The organism is Burkholderia sp. MSMB0856, from assembly GCF_001524645.2.
GTDB lineage: Bacteria > Pseudomonadota > Gammaproteobacteria > Burkholderiales > Burkholderiaceae > Burkholderia > Burkholderia diffusa.
Map to the genome: position 1 here is coordinate 1289731 of NZ_CP013427.1, position 19479 is coordinate 1309209.

The following is a 19479-nucleotide window of genomic DNA, read 5'->3' on the forward strand; positions in this document are numbered from 1 at the left end:
CGAGTCCCGGCACGGCGGCGAGGGCGCAGGAAAGCCGCCATGTGGATCGATACGCATTGCCATCTCGATGCCGCCGAGTTCGACGCCGACCGCGACGCCGTCGCGCACGCGGCGCGCGCGGCCGGCGTGTCGCGCATCGTGATTCCGAGCATCGGACGCGACAATTTCACGACCGTGCGCGAACTGGCGCAGCGCACGCCGGGTGCCGTCTACGCGCTCGGCATCCATCCGATGTATACGCCGCACGCGCGCGACGAGGATCTCGACCGCCTGCGCATGGAGATCGAGGCATGCCTCGATGATCCGCGCTTCGTCGCGATCGGCGAGATCGGTCTCGACTACTTCGTGCCGGGCCTCGACGAGGATCGCCAGCAATTCTTCTATCAGGGGCAGCTCAAGCTCGCGCGCGAATTCGACCTGCCGGTGTTGTGCCACGTGCGCAAGTCGCAGGACCGCGTGCTCGCCGGGCTGCGCCGCTTCGGCGTGCGGCGCGGCATCGCGCATGCGTTCAACGGCAGTTTCCAGCAGGCCGATGCGTATCTCGCACAGGGGCTGCATCTCGGTTTCGGCGGCAACGTGACGTTCGGACGCGCGCTGCAGATCCGGCGGCTCGCCGCGCAGTTGCCGCTCGACGCGATCGTCGTCGAGACGGACGCGCCCGACATCGCGCCCGAGTGGGCGTACAAATCCCGCAACGCGCCCGACCAGGTGCCGCGCATCGGCGGCGTGCTCGCCGAACTGCGCGGGATCGACGCGCACGCGCTGTCCCTATGCACAACGGCTAACGCGCTCGCCGCGCTGCCGCGCCTCGCACTTTCGTCCGCATAATCGTTGCCGGAAGGTGCCGCATCGACGGCGGCGCCAGGTCGACGAGGAGGTGCGATGCGCGTGTGGTGGATCGCGTTTGCGCTCGGCGTCGTCGTGCTGCAGCGGCAGGCGGCGTTGCCGGGCATGGGCGGCTGGGTAGGCGGGGCGGTCGTTCTGGCCGGTTGCGGCGCGCTGCTCGCAGGGTGTGCGCGGCGCCGTCGAACCCGCGCGATCGTCGCGCTCCGGTGGATGCTGTGCGCATGCGCCGCCGGTGCGATCGGATTCGGCTATGCAGCCGCACGTGCCGAATGGCGGCTGCGTGACAGCCTGCCTGTCGAGCGGGAAGGGCGCGATATCGTCGTCACGGGCGTGATCCGCGGGTTGCCGGTGATCGACGATACCGGCGCGCGACTGCTGTTGGCCGTCGAATCGAACGATGCGGGGCTGGCCCGTTTCCCTCCGCTGATCCGGTTGTCGTGGCGCACGTACGGCGCGCGCGCCGCACGCGACGCGATGCCCGATCTGCGCGCAGCGCAGCGCTGGCGTCTCGTCGTGCGCCTGAAGCGCCCGCATGCCGAGGCGAATCCCGGCGTGCGCGACAGCGAGGCGGCGTGGCTTGCCGCGGGCATTCGCGCGATCGGCTATGTGGTCGCGCCCGAGCGGGCGGAGCTGCTCGACGCGAGGGCATCGGGATGGCGCGCATCGATCGATCGGCTGCGCGACGCGCTGCGCAACGATATCGGCGACGCGCTCGGCAGCGACGCGCGCCATCGCGGCATCGTGACCGCGCTCGCGGTCGGCGATCAATCCGGCATCGGCGACGACGCATGGCGCGTGCTGCGCAATACGGGCACGAGTCATCTGGTCGCGATTTCGGGCCTGCACGTCGGGCTCGTCGGCACGATCGCGGGCGGGATCGTATCGTGGGTCTGGCGGCGTCTGCGCTGGCGCGGACACGCCGCGGCACTCGCGATGCCTGCGCCATATGCGGCTTCGGTGGCGGCGCTGACGGCCGCTGCCGGCTATGCGGCGCTTGCCGGCTTCAACGTGCCGGCGCAGCGCGCGTGGTGGATGATCGCGGCCGGGGCGGCTGCCTATCTTGCCGGACGCAGCGTGCCGCCGTCCGCCGTGTTGTCCGCGGCGCTCGGCGGCGTGCTGCTGGTCGATCCGTGGGCGGTGGTGTCGGCCGGGTTCTGGCTGTCTTTTGGCGCGGTCGCCGTGATCCTGATGGCCGTGGCGGGCTGGCGCGCGGTGCGCGAATTCGACGGCGGCGACGACCGTGGGACGGACGGCGTTGCCACGGTCGACCGCTGGCACCGCCTGTGCGCGTGGTGCAGGCGTGCCGGGCGCCGTGTCGCGGAGGCGACACGCGTGCAGTACGCGGTGACGATCGGTCTTGCGCCGCTGACGGCCGCGTGGTTCGCTCAGATCTCGGTATCGGGCCCGTTCGGCAATGCGTTTGCGATCCCGTGGGTCAGCGCAGTCGTGACGCCGATCGTGCTCGCGGGGATCGGGTTGCCCGCGCCGTTGGACGCGTATGCGTTCCGGCTCGCGCATGCGGCGCTCGAACCGATGATGGCGCTGCTCCGGCACCTTGCCGACTGGCCGGCCGGCGTGTTCTGGCTGCGCATGCCCGACTGGCCGGTTCTGGCGCTTGCGTGCGTGGGTGTCGCGTGGGTTTTGATGCCGCGCGGCTGGCCGCTGCGCTGGGCGGCGCCGATGACATGGCTGCCGCTGGTCGCGCCTGCACCCGATGCGCCGCCGCCTGGCGGCTTCCGGCTGACCGTGCTCGACGTCGGGCAGGGCGCGTCGGTGCTGGTGGAGACCGCGCGCCGGACCTTGCTGTTCGACGCGGGACCGGGGGCGGAGTCGACCCACGCCGGTGCGCGGATCGTCGCGCCGACGTTGCGCGCCCGCGGAATCCGTACCGTCGATTCGCTCGTCCTGAGTCATGCGGACGCCGATCACGCGGGCGGCGCGGCGGCCGTCTATGCGGCCGCCGAGGTCCGCCAGCTGCTCGCCGGCATTGCGCCGCGGCACCGGCTGTGGCGCGACGCGCAGGCGGCCGGCGTGGCGGATCGGCTGCCGTGCGCGGCCGGGCAGCGGTGGACCTGGGACGGCGTCGTATTCACGATGTTGTGGCCGCCAGGAGTTGCCGGCGCGGGTTCCTCGAACGAGAAATCGTGCGTGCTGCGCGTCGATGCGGGCGGCACGTCGGCGCTGCTGACGGGCGACATCGAGGCGCGCGCCGAGCGCCGGCTGGTGGACGATGCGCGCGACGCGCTGGCCGCGCAGATTCTCGTTGTGCCGCACCATGGCAGCCGTACGTCGTCGGTCGAGCCTTTCCTCGATTCGGTCGGGCCGCGCGTCGCGGTATTTCCTGTAGGCTATCGCAATCGATTCGGGCATCCGCACCGGACGGTCCTCGCGCGCTACGAAACGCGCGGGATTCCGCTGCCGCGCACCGATCGCGATGGGGCCGTGAGGTTCGACATCGCCCCGGCGGGCGGCGGCTTCGCGTTCGAGCGTCATCGCGATGCGCAGCGGCGGTACTGGATGGACCGGTGAGCGGCGCGACGGCGCGGGTCAAGAAGGCGGAGGCCGGAGGTGGCGCTGAAGGGCCAGCCCCGGCGACCGCGAAGCATGGGACGGGAGTCAGCTCGAGCGCGCTGACTCCGGTCGACAAAGGAGACATCGGCGTTTGAAGGACATCCTCCATTTCTCGCACGCGAACGGTTTTCCGGCATCGACGTACCGGACGATCTTCGCCGAGCTGGCAGACGACTACGAGCTGCGCTACATCGAGCGCATCGGTCACGACCGCCGCTACCCGGTGACGCGCGACTGGCCGCATCTCGTCGAGCAGCTGCTCGACGACATCGGCAGCCGCTACGAGCGCCCGGTCTGGCTCGTCGGCCATTCGCTCGGCGGCTACCTGTCGCTGATGGCCGCGCTGAAGAAGCCGCACTGGGTGCGCGGCGTGGTGATGATCGATTCGCCGATCATCGCGGGATGGCGCGCCGGCGCATTGCGCGCGAGCCAGTGGGCCGGGCTCGACGAACGGCTGTCGCCGGCGGCCGCGACGCGCAACCGGCGCACGCGCTGGGTGAGCCGCGACGAAGCCTGGCGGCACTTTCACGAGAAACCCGCGTTCGCGCGCTGGGACGAGCGGATGCTGTCCGACTACATCGACTACGGCATTCCACAGGCGGGCGCCGACGGCGAACGCGTGCTCGCGTTCGACCGGCAGGTCGAATACCTGATCTACCGGACACTGCCGCATACGCTCGGTCCGCGGCTCGCGCACGGCGCGCCGGTGCCGCTCGGCTTTCTCGCCGGCACGCGCTCGCGCGAAGTGCGGCAGGTCGGGCTCGATGCGACGCGTCGCGCGGCGTGCGGGCGCATCGAATGGCTCGAGGGCAGCCACCTGTTCCCGATGGAGCGGCCGATCGAGACGGCCCGCGCATTGCAGCGGATGCTGAGTTCGCTGAAAACGGCGGAGGGCGGCGTGCCGCGCGACAGCGCGGCGCTCGCGAAAAGCGCCTGACGGATCGGCCCGGTGCACCGGGCCGGTGTGCGCGGTTGCACCGACCGGCCGGCCGGTTCGCCCCGGCGCGCACGGCTGGCGCGGCACAGCGCGAAAGGGCGCGATCATCGCGTCAATTGCTGAGAGAAGGGCGGGCTTTACGGTATAATCCGTTTTTCCCGCGAGCATCCAGCGATGACCAAATATGTTTTCGTCACCGGCGGCGTAGTTTCTTCCCTCGGCAAGGGTATTGCCGCCGCCTCTCTCGCCGCGATCCTCGAATCGCGCGGTCTGAAAGTCACCCTCCTCAAACTCGATCCCTACATCAACGTCGACCCCGGCACGATGAGCCCGTTCCAGCACGGCGAAGTGTTCGTGACGGAAGACGGAGCGGAGACCGACCTCGACCTCGGCCACTATGAGCGCTTCATCAGCACGAAGATGCGCAAGGCCAACAACTTCACGACCGGCCAGATCTACGAATCGGTGATCCGCAAGGAACGCCGCGGCGACTATCTCGGCAAGACCGTGCAGGTGATTCCGCACATCACGAACGAAATCCAGGCGTTCATCGAGCGCGGGGCGGCATCGGCCACCTGCGGCGAGCCGGACGTCGCGATCGTCGAGATCGGCGGCACGGTCGGCGACATCGAGTCGCTGCCGTTCCTCGAGGCCGCGCGCCAGATGAGCCTGCGCCTCGGCCGCAACAGCGCGTGCTTCGTGCACCTGACGCTCGTGCCGTACGTCGCGACGGCCGGCGAGCTGAAGACCAAGCCGACCCAGCACAGCGTGCAGAAGCTGCGCGAGATCGGCATCCTGCCGCACGTGCTGCTGTGCCGTGCGGATCGCCGCATCCCCGACGACGAATCGAAGAAGATCTCGATGTTCTCGAACGTGCCGGAAGACGCCGTGATCTCGGTGTGGGACGCCGACAGCATCTACAAGATTCCGCAGATGCTGCACGACCAGGGCCTCGACCGGATCATCTGCGAGGAACTGAAGCTGTCGCCGAAGGACGCCGACCTGAGCATGTGGTCGGAGCTCGTCGAGAAGCTGGAAAATCCGAAGCACGAAGTCACGATCGGCATGGTCGGCAAGTATGTCGACCTGACCGAGTCGTACAAGTCGCTGATCGAGGCGCTGCGCCACGCATCGCTGCACACGTCGACCAAGGTCAACATCGAGTACATCGACTCGGAAGAGATCGAGACGAACGGTGTCGACAGCCTGAAGCATCTCGACGCCGTGCTGGTGCCGGGCGGTTTCGGCCGTCGTGGCACGGAAGGCAAGATCGCCGCGATCCGCTACGCGCGCGAGTCGAAGGTGCCGTACCTCGGCATCTGCCTCGGCATGCAGCTCGCGGTGATCGAATTCGCACGCGACGTCGTCGGCATGAAGCAGGCGAACAGCACGGAATTCGATCCGGACACGCCGGAACGTGTGGTCGCGCTGATCACCGAGTGGTACGACCGCGAAGGCAAGGTCGAGACGCGCACCGAGGAATCCGATCTTGGCGGCACGATGCGCCTCGGCTCGCAACGTTGCCCGATCAAGCCCGGCACGATGGCCGAAGAGATCTACGGCAAGGACGTGAACGAGCGCCACCGCCACCGTTATGAAGTCAATAACCGCTTCGTGCCCCAGCTCGAAGCCGGCGGCCTTATCATCAGCGCCCGTACCCCGAGCGAGGATCTGCCGGAAATGATGGAGCTGCCGCGTTCGATGCACCCGTGGTTCGTTGGCGTCCAGTTCCACCCGGAATTCACGTCCACGCCGCGTGACGGTCATCCCCTGTTCAAGTCGTTCGTCGAAGCCGCGCTCGCCAACAAGCAGGCGCGTGGAGTGCAAGCATGAAGCTGTGCGATTTCGAGGTCGGTCTCGACCAGCCTTTCTTCCTGATCGCGGGTACCTGTGTCGTCGAATCGGAGCAAATGACGATCGACACGGCGGGCCGCCTGAAGGAGATCTGCGAGAAGCTGAACGTTCCGTTCATCTACAAATCGTCCTACGACAAGGCGAATCGCAGCTCGGGCAAGTCGTTTCGCGGCCTCGGAATGGACGAGGGGCTGCGGATCCTCGGCGAGGTGAAGCGCCAGCTCGGCCTGCCGGTGCTGACCGACGTGCATTCGATCGAAGAGATCGAGCAGGTCGCGTCGGTCGTCGACGTGCTGCAGACGCCCGCGTTCCTGTGCCGCCAGACCGACTTCATTCACGCGTGCGCGCGCTCGGGCAAGCCCGTCAACATCAAGAAGGGCCAGTTCCTCGCGCCGCACGACATGAAGAACGTGATCGACAAGGCGCGCGACGCGGCGCGTGAAGCCGGTCTGTCGGAAGACCGCTTCATGGCGTGCGAGCGCGGCGTCTCGTTCGGCTACAACAACCTCGTGTCCGACATGCGTTCGCTCGCGATCATGCGCGAGACGAGCGCGCCGGTCGTGTTCGACGCGACCCACTCGGTGCAGCTGCCGGGCGGGCAGGGCACGAGCTCGGGCGGCCAGCGCGAATTCGTGCCGGTGCTCGCGCGTGCCGCGGTCGCGACGGGCGTCGCGGGCCTGTTCATGGAAACGCACCCGAATCCGGCCGAAGCGAAGTCGGACGGCCCGAACGCGGTGCCGCTGAACCGGATGGGCGCGCTGCTGGAGACCCTCGTCACGCTCGACCAGGCGGTGAAGCGCAATCCGTTCCTGGAAAACGATTTCAACTAAAGATCGAATGAACCTTGCGGCGGCTTCGCGCGTCAGTAGCGTAGGCGGTTTCGGCGCGCGTGCCATCGCAGTTTGAAGAATCCATCGTCATTCTCAGAGGAAACCCATGAGTGCAATCGTAGATATCATCGGCCGCGAGATTCTGGATTCGCGCGGCAACCCCACCGTCGAATGCGACGTGCTGCTCGAATCGGGCACGATGGGCCGCGCGGCGGTGCCGTCGGGCGCGTCCACCGGCTCGCGTGAAGCGATCGAACTGCGCGACGGCGAAGCCGGCCGCTACAACGGCAAGGGCGTGCTGAAGGCAGTCGAGCACATCAACACCGAAATCTCCGAAGCCATCATGGGCCTCGACGCGTCGGAACAGGCGTTCCTCGACAAGACGCTGCTCGAGCTGGACGGCACCGACAACAAGTCGCGCCTCGGCGCGAATGCGATGCTGGCCGTGTCGATGGCCGTCGCGAAGGCAGCGGCTGAAGAAGCCGGCCTGCCGCTGTACCGCTACTTCGGCGGCTCGGGCGCGATGCAGCTGCCCGTCCCGATGATGAACATCGTCAACGGCGGCGCGCACGCGAACAACAGCCTCGACATCCAGGAATTCATGATCGTCCCGGTGAGCCAGCCGACGTTCCGTGAAGCCCTGCGTTGCGGCGCGGAAGTGTTCCACGCGCTGAAGAAGATCCTGAGCGACCGCGGCATGAGCACGGCAGTCGGCGACGAAGGCGGCTTCGCACCGAACTTCGGCAGCAACGACGAGTGCCTGTCGACGATCCTGCAGGCGATCGAGAAGGCCGGCTACCGTGCGGGCGAAGACGTGCTGCTCGCGCTCGACTGCGCCGCATCCGAGTTCTACCACGACGGCAAGTACCAGCTCGCGGGCGAAGGCCTGCAACTGTCGTCGGCCGAATTCACCGACTACCTCGCGACGCTCGCCGACAAGTTCCCGATCGTGTCGATCGAGGACGGCATGCACGAAGGCGACTGGGACGGCTGGAAGCTGCTGACCGAGCGCCTCGGCAAGAAGGTGCAGCTCGTCGGCGACGACCTGTTCGTCACGAACACGCGCATCCTGAAGGAAGGCATCGAGAAGGGCATCGCGAACTCGATCCTCATCAAGATCAACCAGATCGGTACGCTGACCGAAACGTTCGCGGCAATCGAAATGGCGAAGCGCGCGGGCTACACGGCCGTGATCTCGCACCGCTCGGGCGAAACGGAAGATTCGACGATCGCGGACATCGCGGTCGGCCTGAACGCCGGTCAGATCAAGACGGGTTCGCTGTCGCGCAGCGATCGCATCTCGAAGTACAACCAGCTGCTGCGCATCGAGGAAGACCTCGGCGATATCGCGAGCTACCCGGGCAAATCGGCTTTCTATAACCTGCGCTAACGCGCTACTATCGGGTTCGTCATCTCGACGCCGCTCTGTGCATGTTGCGCGGAGCGGCGCTTCTTATATCTGCGTCTCCTACATGCGGCTTGTCACTGTCGTCCTGATTGCCTTGCTGGCGCTCATTCAGTACCCCCTATGGTGGGGACACGGCGGCTGGTTGCGGGTGCACGAATTGCGCCAGCAGCTCGGCGATCAACTGCAGAAGAATGCGGACGAGAAGCTGCGCAATGAACGGATCGCGGGCGAAGTGCAGGATCTGCAGGGCGGTACCGCGGCCATCGAGGAGCGCGCGCGCTACGAGATGGGCATGGTGAAGGACGGCGAAGTATTCGTGCAGTTCGTGTCGCCGAATGCGCCGGCCGCACCGCTGAACAACATGCCTTCGAGCATGTCGACGCGCGGTACGGTGTCCTCGGCGCCCGTGCGCGTCGTGCCGAACCCGCAATCGATCGCGAAGCCGTCGCGGCATCACGGCGGCGAGAAGGGCAAGGCCGCGCATCACTGAGCGCGGGAGTCCGAACCATTGAAAAAGCGCGGGAAATGCCGCGCTTTTTTATTTCCTGTCAGTCTTCAATCGAGTCGGTCGACGCGATCACGCGTCACCACCACCAGCCCGGGTAACCGTAGCCATAACCGATGCCGGTGCCCCACCGGTTTCCCCAACCGCCGCCGTAATAGCCGCCGTAGACGGTCACGGGGGGCGGCGAGTAATACGCCCAGGCGCGCGCGGCGGCCTCGGCCGCCATCGCGTCGTTCTGCTCGCGCAGCACCTGCCGGTCGATTTCGTCGTAGCGTTTGCGCTCCGCGCTCGACAGTGCGGGCGGCTGTCCGCCCGATGCGCCCGGTTCGGGCAGCCGGCTCAGGATCGTCGACGAAGGCGGCTGCACCGCGCAGCCGGCGAGGGCCAGTGTGCCTGCTGCGACACTGGTCAGGACGAGGGTGCGGAATGGGCGATTCATGAATTTCTCCAGCAGCGCGCCGACAGCGGAAAGCGGTTTGCGCCGAAGGCCGGACCTCCGGCGCCTGAGCCGTGCGTGCGACGCTCGTGCGTCATTATGCGCCCGCGCGCGCATGGCTCGCACGGGCGCGCCGCTCACTCAGTGACGCTGATCGGTCGCGGGCGTGATGCCGGTCGCGAGTTCCGGCGCGGCGAACAGCTGCGCGACGTCGACGGGATCGAACTCGTAGCGCTGGTTGCAGAACTCGCAGTGGATCTCGACGTGACCGCGCTCGACGATCACGCTGTCGACTTCGTCGCGGCCGAGCATGCGCAGCATCGCGCCGACCTTCTCGCGCGAGCACGAGCACTGGAAGCGCGTACCGGCCGGGTCGAAGTGCTGCACGTTTTCCTGCCAGAAGAGCCGGCGGAACACGACTTCCGGTTCGACCTCGAGCAGTTCCTTCGCGGACAGCGTGCCGCCGAGCGTGCAGACGCGCTCCCACGTGTCGGCGTCGGTCTCGGCGTTGCGCGGCACGATGCCGCCGTCGCCCGGCAGCTTCTGCAGCAGCATGCCGACCGCGCGGTCGCGATCGGCCGCGAGCCACAGCCGCGTGTCGAGCTGCTCCGAGTGATGCATGTAATGCTCGAGCACTTGCGACACCGATTCGAGCGGACCGTCGACGCCGTTCAGCGGCACGATGCCCTGATACGGCTGCTGGCCCGGCAGCTTCTCGGCCGGGTCGAGCGTGATCACGCAACGGCCGTGGCCGCTCGCGTTGACGAGCGACGCGAAGTGCGTGTCGTCGCCGATCGTCTGCGCGACGTCGCCGGCGAACTTGGCCGTGGCGCGCATCGACAGGTCCGAGCCGCACTGGACGACCAGCATCTGGACCGGCCCGTCGCCGAAGATCTGCATGATCAGGGTGCCGTGAAATTTCAGGTTCGCGGACAGCAGCGCACACGCGGCCATCATCTCGCCGAGCACCGTGCGCACCGGGGCAGGGTAGTCACGGCGGGAAAGCACCTCTTGCCACGTGTTGCGCAGCGACACGATCTCGCCGCGCACGGGTGCCGAATTGAACATGAATTTCTGTAACTGGTCGCTCACTCTTCTTCCTTGAAATCCGCGCGAATCAGCCGATCCGCACGAGTTGCTCCTTGAAATGCGCGCGTCGTTCGACGTACGTCTTCGCATTTGCGCGCAGCCGCGCGATGTCGTCTGCCGACAGCTCGCGCACGACCTTCGCCGGGGCGCCGAGAATCAGCGAATTGTCCGGGAACGTCTTGCCTTCCGTCACCACCGCGCCGGCACCAACCAGACAGTTGCGGCCGATCACCGCACCATTCAAGACCACGGCCTGAATCCCGATCAGCGAACCTTCGCCGATCGTGCATCCGTGCAGCATCGCCTGGTGCCCGATCGTCACGTTCTCGGCAATAGTCAGAGGAAAGCCGGGGTCCGTATGCAGGACCGCGCCTTCCTGGACGTTGCTGCCGGCACCGACTGCGATCGTCTCGTTGTCGCCGCGAATCGTCGCGCCGAACCATACGCTCGCGTTTTCCTCGAGCACGACCTTGCCGATGATGGCCGCCGTATCGGCGACGAATACGCTTTCGTGGATCGTCGGGGCCGTCTCGCCCAGTTTGTAGATCGTCACGGAGTCTCCTGGTCTCTTCGATGATGGGCGCCGGTAGAATGGCGCGTCTGGCGTGCCGGGCGCATTGCGTGACGGCACAAACGCATATTGTAAACCGTCGCGTGCATGCGCTCCCGCGATGCGCACGGGCGGTGCCCCCGCTTGATGAACATGGAGCCTTCTACTTTCATGGCTGCGCCGTACTGCGTGCGACGCACCGCGCTCGACGCGCTGCGGATGTCCGAGCCGGCCGCGAAGGCCGCTCGGGTCCGCGCGCTGCATGACGCGCTGCTGGCCGGGCAGGCCGCGATCGCACCGGCGCTCGATCTGGACGAACCGACTGACCTGCCCGGCCGTCCGGCGCGCCCGCCGCTCGTCGAGCCGCGCCAGCTCGAGCGCCGCAGCATGCGCTCGCCCGCGGGGCGCGCGGTGCTGCTGCACGCCCTCGCGCATATCGAATTCAACGCGATCAACCTCGCGCTCGATGCCGTGTGGCGCTTCGCCGGGATGCCCGACGCATTCTATGCGGACTGGCTGAAGGTCGCGGCCGAGGAGGCCCATCACTTCACGCTGCTGTCCGAGCGGCTTGCCGGGTTCGGGCATGCGTACGGTGACTTTCCCGCGCACAACGGGCTGTGGGAGATGTGCGAACGGACCAAGACCGATGTGCTCGCGCGGATGGCGCTCGTGCCGCGCACGCTCGAGGCGCGCGGGCTCGACGCGTCGCCGCCGATCCGCGCGCGGCTCGTGCAGGCGGGCGACGACTCGTCGGCGGCGATCCTCGACGTGATCCTGCGCGACGAGATCGGCCATGTCGCGATCGGGAATCGCTGGTTCCGGTACTTGTGCGACGAGGCAGGCCGTGATCCGGTGCCGGCCTACCGCGAGCTCGCCGAGCAGTACCATGCGCCGCGACTGCGCGGCCCTTTCAATTTCGACGCACGTCGCATCGCGGGGTTCGAGCAGGCGGAGCTGGACGAACTCGCCGCGCAGGACGCGGCGGGCGGCAAGGCGGACGGTTAGCGCGGCCGGCCGCCGCGAGTTGCCGACGGGCGGGCGAAGGCTGTCGCCGTGCCGGCCTCGTGGATCGTTCGGCGGCATGTCCGCGGTGTCCGCATGCCGATTCCATACGCCGGCGCTAGAGAGCTGCCTCGACTGCCGGGCGCCGGAACGGAAGCGCCATCGCCATAATCGAACGATCATTCTTTTTTTGGCGGCTGCAATGAGTGCCTCGAGTTCTGTTTCCGATTTCGTCACGGTGCGCGGCGTCAAGCTGCATGTGCGGCGCTGGGGCCGGCCCGATGCGCCGACGCTGTTCATGCTGCACGGCTGGATGGACGTCGCGGCATCGTTCCAGTTCGTCGTCGACGCACTAGCGGGCGACTGGCAGGTGATCGCGCCGGATGCTCGCGGCTTCGGCCAGTCCGACTGGCCGGTCGCGAGGCAGGGCGGCGGTCATTACTGGTTCCACGAATACCTGGGCGACCTCGATGCGCTCGTCGATCACTATGCGCCCACCGGCGAAGTCAATCTGATCGGGCACAGCATGGGGGCGAACGTCGTGTGCCTGTACGCGGGCGCGCGCCCGGAGCGCGTGCGGCGCGTGGTCGACCTCGAAGGGTTCGGGCTCGCCCCCGCGCGGGCCGAGCAGGCGCCGCGCCGGCTGCGCGGCTGGCTCGACGAGCTGCGCGAGCCGCCGGTGTTGCGCCCTTACGCGTCGCTCGACGATGTGGCGGCCCGGCTGATCAAGACCAATCCGCGGCTCGAACCGCGCAGGGCCGCATTCCTTGCCGCGCACTGGTCGAAGCGTGGCGACGACGGCCTCTACCACCTGCTGGCGGATCCCGCGCACAAGATGGCGGGCCCGCAGCTGTACCGGCTCGACGAGGTGATGGCCGTCTGGAAGCAGGTGCGCGCGAAGGTGCTGCACGTCGAGGCCGTCAATTCGCCGACGCTCGCGTATCTCGCCGGCGACATCCCGCTGCCAGAATTCAAGGCGCGCTTCGGCGCGTTCCCCGACTGGCGCGAAAAGCTCGTCGAGGATGCCGGCCACATGGTTCATCACGACCAGCCGGAGCAGATCGCGGCGCTGATCGAGGCGTTCTGCGCGTAGGCCGGCGGCAGCGGCGGCGGGGCAGGCGGGCGGCGCAATTGCCGCATTGCAGTAGAATGAAGCTTCACCTGCCATACCGACAATGAACGCTGATCTCCACTGCCATTCGAATGTTTCCGACGGGTTGCTGTCGCCTGCCGACGTCGCGCGCCGCGCCCATGCCGGCGGCGTGACCCTGTGGGCGCTGACCGACCACGACGAAGTCGGTGGCCAGGCGGCGGCGCGCAGCGAGGCGGAGGCGCTGGGGATGCGCTACCTGAGCGGCGTCGAGATTTCGGTCACGTGGGCGTCGCGCACCGTGCATATCGTCGGGCTGCACATCGATCCGTCGAACCCGACGCTCGTGGACGGCCTCTACCGCACGCGCCACGGCCGCGCCGCCCGTGCACGGGCGATCGCCGCGCAACTCGAGACGCTCGGCATTCCCGGCGCGTACGAAGGCGCACTCAAGTACGTATCGAATCCCGACCTGATCTCGCGCACCCACTTCGCGCGCTTCCTGGTCGAGAACGGTCATGCCGAATCGACCTCCGATGTGTTCGACCGCCTGCTCGGCGACGGCAAGCCCGGATTCGTCCCGCACCGCTGGGCGACGTTGTCCGACGCCGTTGCATGGATTCGCGCGGCGGGCGGCGAGGCCGTGGTCGCGCACCCGGGCCGCTATCGCTACACGCCGGTCGAATTCGATGCGTTTTTCGGTGAATTCATCGATCTGGGCGGCCGCGCGATCGAGGTCATTACGGGCAGCCACACCCCCGACCAATACCGCGAATACGCGGACGTCGCGCGCCGCTTCGGCTTCGAGGTGTCGCGCGGCTCGGATTTCCATGCGCCGGGCGAGGGCCGCATCGAGCTCGGTAGCCTGCCGCCATTGCCGCCCGACCTGAAACCGCTCTGGGAGCGCTGGCTCTGACGTACCGCGGCCGCTTGCCGCTGGCGCTGCCGCCGAGGCGCGCATCCGACTTCTCCCTCTTTACGTGTCCCCATGTCCCAGTTCTTCAGGATTCATCCGGATAATCCGCAGCCGCGCCTGATCAAGCAGGCCGCGGACATCGTCAGCAAGGGCGGCGTGATCGCGATGCCGACCGATTCGAGCTACGCGCTCGCGTGCCACCTCGACGACAAGGACGCGGTCGAGCGCGTGCGCCGCATCCGTGGCCTCGACGAGAAGCAGCATCTTTCGCTGCTCGTGCGCGACCTGTCGGAACTGGCGAACTTCGCGATGGTGGACAATCGTCAGTACCGGCAGATCAAGTCGGTGACGCCGGGCCCGTACGTGTTCATCCTGCAGGCGACGAAGGAAGTGCCGCGCCGGCTGTCGCACCCGTCGCGCAAGACGATCGGGCTGCGCGTGCCCGACCACGCGATCACGCTCGCGCTGCTCGAATCGCTCGGCCAGCCGCTGCTCGGCACGACGCTTATCCTGCCGCCGGACGACGAGCCGCTCAACGATCCCGACGACATCCGCGCGCGGCTCGAGAAGCAGGTCGATCTCGTGATCGACGGCGGCGCGTGTCCGCGCGAGCCGTCGACGGTGATCGACCTGACGGGCGACGAGCCGCAGCTCGTGCGCGCGGGGCGCGGCGCGCTCGAACCGTTCGGGCTTTCGGCCGCGTAAGCGCCTTTCATTTTTGCGCGAGTGCGCTTGTTACAATAACGCGATATGGACGCTTCCCTGATACAGACCATCGCCGTCTACGCGCTGCCCGTGATCTTCGCGATCACGCTGCACGAGGCCGCGCACGGCTATGCCGCACGCCTGCTCGGCGACAACACCGCCTACATGATGGGGCGCGTGTCGTTCAACCCGATGCGCCACATCGATCCGCTCGGCACGATCGCGATCCCGCTCGCGATGTATTTCCTGACGGGCGGCGCCTTCCTGTTCGGCTATGCGAAGCCGGTGCCGGTGTCGTTCGGCAACTTGCGCAATCCGCGCTGGGGCAGCCTGTGGGTGTCGCTGGCGGGGCCGGCCTGCAACTTCGTGCAGGCCCTGATCTGGGGCGTGCTGACCATCGTGCTGCCCGCTGCCGGCATCGACGAGCCGTTCTTCACGCGGATGGCCTACGCAGGCGTCAGCGCGAACCTGGTGCTCGGCGTGCTGAACCTGTTTCCGCTGCCGCCGCTCGACGGCGGCCGCATCCTGGCGGCGCTGCTGCCGCCGAAGCAATCGATCGCGCTGTCGCGCATCGAGCCGTATGGATTCATCATCGTCCTCGTGCTGGTCATGACGGGCGTGCTGACGAACTTTTGGCTGCGTCCGCTCGTGAACGCCGCGGCCGGCGTGTTGAGCGCCATCCTGTCTCCCTTCGCCTCGCTTTTCTAACGACAATCATGTTCCCAGATCGTATTTTCTCCGGCATGCGACCCACCGGGTCGCTGCACCTCGGCCACTACCACGGCGTGCTGAAAAACTGGGTGAAGCTGCAGTCCGAGTACCCGTGCTTCTTCTGCGTGGTCGACTGGCATGCGCTGACGACGCACTACGAAACACCCGAGGTCATCGAGAAGAACGTGTGGGACGTGCTGATCGACTGGCTCGCGTCCGGCATCGATCCGGCGCAGGCGACGCTGTTCATCCAGAGCAAGGTGCCCGAGCATGCGGAACTCGCGCTGCTGCTCGGCATGAGCACGCCGCTCGGCTGGCTCGAACGCGTGCCGACCTACAAGGAGCAGATGGAGAAGCTGAAGGACAAGGACCTGTCGACCTACGGCTTCCTCGGCTACCCGGTGCTGATGGCGGCCGACATCCTGCTGTATCGCGGCTCGCTCGTGCCGGTCGGCGAGGACCAGGTGCCGCACGTCGAGATGACGCGCGAGATCGCGCGCCGCTTCAACTACCTGTACGGCCGCGAGCCGGGCTTCGAGGAGAAGGCGCTCGAAGCCGCGAAGAAGCTCGGCGGCAAGCGCGCGAAGCTTTATCACGAGCTGCGCAACGCGTATCAGCAGGAAGGCGACGACGAGGCGCTCGAACAGGCGCGCGCGATGCTGCAGGAATCGCAGAGCCTGTCGATGAGCGACCGCGAGCGCCTGTTCGGCTATCTCGAAGGCGCGCGCAAGATCATCCTGGTCGAGCCGCAGGCGATGTTGACCGAAGCGTCCCGGATGCCGGGCCTCGATGGCCAGAAGATGTCGAAGTCGTACGGCAATACGATCGGCCTGCGCGAGGATGCGGAGACGATCACGAAGAAGGTCCGCACGATGCCGACCGATCCGGCGCGCGTGCGCCGCACGGATCCGGGCGATCCGGACAAGTGCCCGGTGTGGCAGCTGCATCAGGTCTATACGGACGAAACGACGCACCAGTGGGTGCAGAGCGGCTGCCGCTCGGCGGGCATCGGCTGCCTCGACTGCAAGCAGCCGGTCGTCGAAGGGATCCTGCGCGAACAGCAGCCGATGCTCGAGCGCGCACAGAAGTACATGGACGATCCGTCGCTGCTGCGCGCGATCGTCGCGGACGGCTGCGACAAGGCGCGCAAGCACGCGGTCGAGACGATGCGCGACGTGCGCGAGGCGATGGGCCTGTCGTACACCTGACCTGACGGCATGCGCGAACCTGTCAATGCCGCCGCGGGCGGCCACGTCGTCCAGACCGAACCGTCGCGCTGGGTCGCCCGCTGGTCGCGACTCGTCCCGGCGGGCGGCGCGGTGCTCGACGTCGCCGCGGGCGGCGGCCGCCATGCACGCTGGTTTGCGTCGCACGGGCATCCGGTCGTCGCGCTCGACCGCGATCCGGCCGCGCTGGCCGCATTGCGCGCGATTCCCGGTGTCGATGTGCGCGACGCCGATCTCGAGGGCGCACCCTGGCCGCTGCCGGCCGGCGCGTCGTTCGCGGCAGTGATCGTCACCCATTATCTGCATCGCCCGCTCTGGCCCCAACTGCTCGATGCGGTGGCGCCGGGCGGCGTGCTGATCTACGAAACCTTCGCGCAAGGAAACGAAACGGTCGGCAAGCCGTCCAATCCCGCGTTCCTGCTCGCCCCGGGCGAGCTGCTGGACGCGGTGCGCGGCCGCCTGCGGGTGGTCGCGTACGAGGACGGATTCGTCGCCGCGCCGCGCGAGGCGTTCGTGCAGCGCGTCTGCGCGGTACGCGAGGGCGCGACCCCGACGGCGGGGGCGGGAATTCCACGTTACGAACTGCCCGGCTAATCCGCTACAATCTCAACGTTTACCGGTACATCAATCAATCGCGTTTCATGGCTAACGGCACCCAAGACGGCATTCAAATCCGCGGCAGCATCCCCGCGATCGTCACCCCGATGCTCGAAGACGGCAGTCTCGACCTGCCGGCGTTTCGCAAACTGATCGACTGGCACATCGCGGAAGGCACCGACGCACTCGTCGTGGTCGGCACGAGCGGCGAGTCGGCAACGCTCAACGTCGAAGAGCACATCCTGATGATCCGCACGGCGGTCGAGCATGCGGCGAAGCGCATCCCGATCATCGCGGGCGCGGGCGGCAATTCGACCGCCGAGGCGATCGAACTGACGAAGCATGCGAAGGCCGTTGGCGCCGACGCGACGCTGCAGGTCGTGCCGTACTACAACAAGCCCACGCAGGAAGGGATGTACCGGCACTTCAAGACGATCGCCGAAGCGGTCGACCTGCCGGTGATCCTGTACAACGTGCCCGGCCGGACGGTCGCGGACATGGCGCACGAGACGACGCTGCGCCTCGCGCAGGTGCCGGGCATCATCGGCGTGAAGGACGCGACCGGCAACATCGATCGCGCCGCGCACCTGATCAAGGCCGCGCCGAAGCATTTCGCGATCTACAGCGGCGATGATCCGACCGCGATCGCGCTGATGCTGCTCGGCGGCCACGGCAACATCTCGGTGACGGCGAACGTCGCGCCGCGCGCGATGAGCGACCTGTGCCGCGCGGCGCTGGCCGGCGACGTCGCAACGGCGCGCGAGCTGCACATGAAGCTGCTGTCGCTGCACAAGAATCTGTTCGTCGAGGCGAACCCGATTCCGGTGAAGTGGGCGCTGCAGGCAATGGGCAAGATGCAGGGCGGCATCCGCCTGCCGCTCACGCCGCTCGACGAGCGCTGTCACGATGTCGTGCGTTCGGCCCTCGTCGAGGCCGGCGTCCTCTGATGCTCAGGCGGCCGTGTCCTGCGGCCGCCGGCTCGACCCCTCATCAACCCGCACCGGCCGGCTCCGTCCGGCGCCGCTCCTGACGAGCGTTCTAGCAAGACGAAGGATTTCATGAAACGTTTCGCCTTTTCCTCTCGCGCCATCCAGGTTTCGGTGGTGGCGCTGGCGCTGGGCGCGCTCGCCGGCTGCGATACGCTGAACGATTATCTGGCTCCTGACCGGGTCAACTACAAGAACACGGGTTCGGCGCCGCCGCTCGCGGTGCCGAGCGACCTGAAGCCGGTGCCGACGACCCAGCAGTTCGTCGCGCCGCCGAGCAACGCCGGTCTCGGCACGCTGCCGCCGCGGGCGACGACGGCCGCCGGCAACGCGACCGACGGTGTCCCGAGCGCACAGGATCCGCTCGGCATGCATATCGAGCGCGATGGCGACCGCCGCTGGCTCGTCGTGGACGGGCGCACGCCCGAGCAGCTTTGGCCGATCCTGAAGGAATTCTGGCAGGAGAACGGCTTCTCGCTGAAGACCGACGCACCGTCGACCGGCATCATGGCCACCGACTGGGCCGAGAACCGCGCGAACATTCCCGACGACTGGTTCCGTCGCACGATCGGCAAGGTCATCGACTTCGCTTACTCGTCGGGCACGCGCGACCGTTTCCGCACCCTCGTGAACCGCACGCCGGACGGCAACACCGACATCTCGATCACGCACAGCGCGATGGAGGAAATGATGGTCGGCCCGCAGGGTGGCACGTCGTCGCGCTGGGAAGAGCGTCCGCGCAATCCGGTGCTCGAGGCCGTATTCCTGTCGAAGCTCATGCAGAAGTTCGGCCTGAGCGACGCGCAGGCGAAGCAACTGCTGACCGATGCGCGTCCCGCGACGGCACCGGCGCAGGTCAGCGATACGAGCAGCGGTGCCGCGACGCTGCAACTGGCGGAATCGTTCGACCGTGCATGGCTGCGCGTCGGTCTCGCGCTCGACCGTACCAACTTCGCGGTCGACAATCGCGACCGCGAGAAGGGCGTGTACACGGTCCGTTATGCGAACACGATGGAAGAGCTCAAGCGCGACGGGCTGTTCGGCAAGCTGTTCTACGGCGGCCCGTCGGCGGCCAAGCCGGGCAAGGAATACCTGGTCAACGTGCGCGCGCAGGGCAGTGGCGGCACGCAGGTCGCGGTGGTCGACGCGAACGGCAAGGTCGACAACTCGTCGGACGCGCAGCGGATCATTTCGCTGCTGCACGCCCAGTTGAACTGATC

The 19479-nt window shown here is 67.5% G+C and carries 19 protein-coding genes; 16 read left to right on the forward strand and 3 right to left on the reverse strand.

Going from position 1 to position 19479, the window contains the following annotated elements; translation table 11 throughout:
* Nucleotides 1–39 precede the first annotated feature (39 nt).
* From WS87_RS07135 to ftsB, 7 genes are all read left to right on the forward strand, one after another.
* Nucleotides 40–828: a TatD family hydrolase gene (locus WS87_RS07135; protein WP_059817831.1), complete on the forward strand. Its 789-nt coding sequence runs from the start codon at nt 40–42 to the stop codon at nt 826–828.
* 54 nt (nt 829–882) lie between these two features.
* Nucleotides 883–3375 carry a DNA internalization-related competence protein ComEC/Rec2 gene (locus tag WS87_RS07140; protein WP_059817829.1) on the forward strand — a complete coding sequence of 831 codons (2493 nt, stop codon included), beginning with the start codon at nt 883–885 and terminating at the stop codon, nt 3373–3375.
* Between the two features lie 133 nt (nt 3376–3508).
* On the forward strand, nt 3509–4354 hold the full coding sequence (locus WS87_RS07145; protein WP_059817827.1) for an alpha/beta hydrolase: 846 nt from the start codon (nt 3509–3511) through the stop codon (nt 4352–4354).
* A 174-nt stretch (nt 4355–4528) separates the two neighbouring features.
* The gene (locus WS87_RS07150) at nt 4529–6187 is read left to right on the forward strand and encodes a CTP synthase (RefSeq protein WP_059690943.1); all 1659 of its coding nucleotides are present in this window, start codon (nt 4529–4531) and stop codon (nt 6185–6187) included.
* Nucleotides 6184–7038, forward strand: coding sequence for a 3-deoxy-8-phosphooctulonate synthase (gene kdsA / locus WS87_RS07155; RefSeq protein ID WP_014896643.1), 855 nt, complete (start codon nt 6184–6186; stop codon nt 7036–7038). The genes WS87_RS07150 and kdsA overlap by 4 nt, the downstream gene beginning before the upstream one ends.
* A 106-nt stretch (nt 7039–7144) precedes the next feature.
* The gene (gene eno, locus WS87_RS07160; protein WP_011885396.1) at nt 7145–8428 is read left to right on the forward strand and encodes a phosphopyruvate hydratase; all 1284 of its coding nucleotides are present in this window, start codon (nt 7145–7147) and stop codon (nt 8426–8428) included.
* 82 nt (nt 8429–8510) lie between these two features.
* On the forward strand, nt 8511–8936 hold the full coding sequence (gene ftsB / locus WS87_RS07165; protein ID WP_059817825.1) for a cell division protein FtsB: 426 nt from the start codon (nt 8511–8513) through the stop codon (nt 8934–8936).
* A 94-nt stretch (nt 8937–9030) separates the two neighbouring features.
* Here ftsB and WS87_RS07170 read toward each other — a convergent pair whose 3' ends face one another.
* The 3 genes from WS87_RS07170 to WS87_RS07180 all read right to left on the reverse strand — a co-directional run bounded on the left by WS87_RS07170 (nt 9031) and on the right by WS87_RS07180 (nt 11029).
* Nucleotides 9031–9390 carry a hypothetical protein gene (locus tag WS87_RS07170; RefSeq protein WP_059817823.1) on the reverse strand — a complete coding sequence of 120 codons (360 nt, stop codon included), beginning with the start codon at nt 9388–9390 and terminating at the stop codon, nt 9031–9033.
* Nucleotides 9391–9528: 138 nt separating this feature from the next.
* On the reverse strand, nt 9529–10479 hold the full coding sequence (hslO, locus tag WS87_RS07175) for an Hsp33 family molecular chaperone HslO (protein WP_059535822.1): 951 nt from the start codon (nt 10477–10479) through the stop codon (nt 9529–9531).
* Nucleotides 10480–10504: 25 nt separating this feature from the next.
* Complete coding sequence (locus WS87_RS07180) at nt 10505–11029, reverse strand: gamma carbonic anhydrase family protein (RefSeq protein WP_059817822.1); 525 nt, start codon at nt 11027–11029, stop codon at nt 10505–10507.
* 144 nt (nt 11030–11173) lie between these two features.
* On the opposite strand from WS87_RS07180, the gene WS87_RS07185 reads away from it, so the two are divergent.
* The 9 genes from WS87_RS07185 to bamC all read left to right on the forward strand — a co-directional run bounded on the left by WS87_RS07185 (nt 11174) and on the right by bamC (nt 19477).
* The gene (locus tag WS87_RS07185; RefSeq protein WP_059817819.1) at nt 11174–12031 is read left to right on the forward strand and encodes a ferritin-like domain-containing protein; all 858 of its coding nucleotides are present in this window, start codon (nt 11174–11176) and stop codon (nt 12029–12031) included.
* A gap of 199 nt (nt 12032–12230) precedes the next feature.
* Complete coding sequence (locus WS87_RS07190; protein WP_059817817.1) at nt 12231–13121, forward strand: alpha/beta fold hydrolase; 891 nt, start codon at nt 12231–12233, stop codon at nt 13119–13121.
* Between the two features lie 82 nt (nt 13122–13203).
* Entirely contained in the window at nt 13204–14034 is an 831-nt protein-coding gene (locus WS87_RS07195) for a 3',5'-nucleoside bisphosphate phosphatase (protein WP_059690938.1), read from the forward strand.
* A gap of 72 nt (nt 14035–14106) precedes the next feature.
* The gene (locus WS87_RS07200) at nt 14107–14739 is read left to right on the forward strand and encodes an L-threonylcarbamoyladenylate synthase (RefSeq protein ID WP_059535812.1); all 633 of its coding nucleotides are present in this window, start codon (nt 14107–14109) and stop codon (nt 14737–14739) included.
* A 45-nt stretch (nt 14740–14784) separates the two neighbouring features.
* On the forward strand, nt 14785–15447 hold the full coding sequence (locus WS87_RS07205) for a site-2 protease family protein (RefSeq protein WP_059817815.1): 663 nt from the start codon (nt 14785–14787) through the stop codon (nt 15445–15447).
* A gap of 8 nt (nt 15448–15455) precedes the next feature.
* Nucleotides 15456–16658, forward strand: coding sequence for a tryptophan--tRNA ligase (locus WS87_RS07210; RefSeq protein WP_059690935.1), 1203 nt, complete (start codon nt 15456–15458; stop codon nt 16656–16658).
* A 9-nt stretch (nt 16659–16667) separates the two neighbouring features.
* The gene (locus WS87_RS07215; RefSeq protein WP_059817812.1) at nt 16668–17270 is read left to right on the forward strand and encodes a class I SAM-dependent methyltransferase; all 603 of its coding nucleotides are present in this window, start codon (nt 16668–16670) and stop codon (nt 17268–17270) included.
* Nucleotides 17271–17317: 47 nt separating this feature from the next.
* Nucleotides 17318–18220 carry a 4-hydroxy-tetrahydrodipicolinate synthase gene (dapA, locus tag WS87_RS07220; protein ID WP_059464169.1) on the forward strand — a complete coding sequence of 301 codons (903 nt, stop codon included), beginning with the start codon at nt 17318–17320 and terminating at the stop codon, nt 18218–18220.
* Nucleotides 18221–18331: 111 nt separating this feature from the next.
* Entirely contained in the window at nt 18332–19477 is a 1146-nt protein-coding gene (bamC, locus tag WS87_RS07225) for an outer membrane protein assembly factor BamC (RefSeq protein ID WP_059535804.1), read from the forward strand.
* Nucleotides 19478–19479 lie beyond the last annotated feature (2 nt).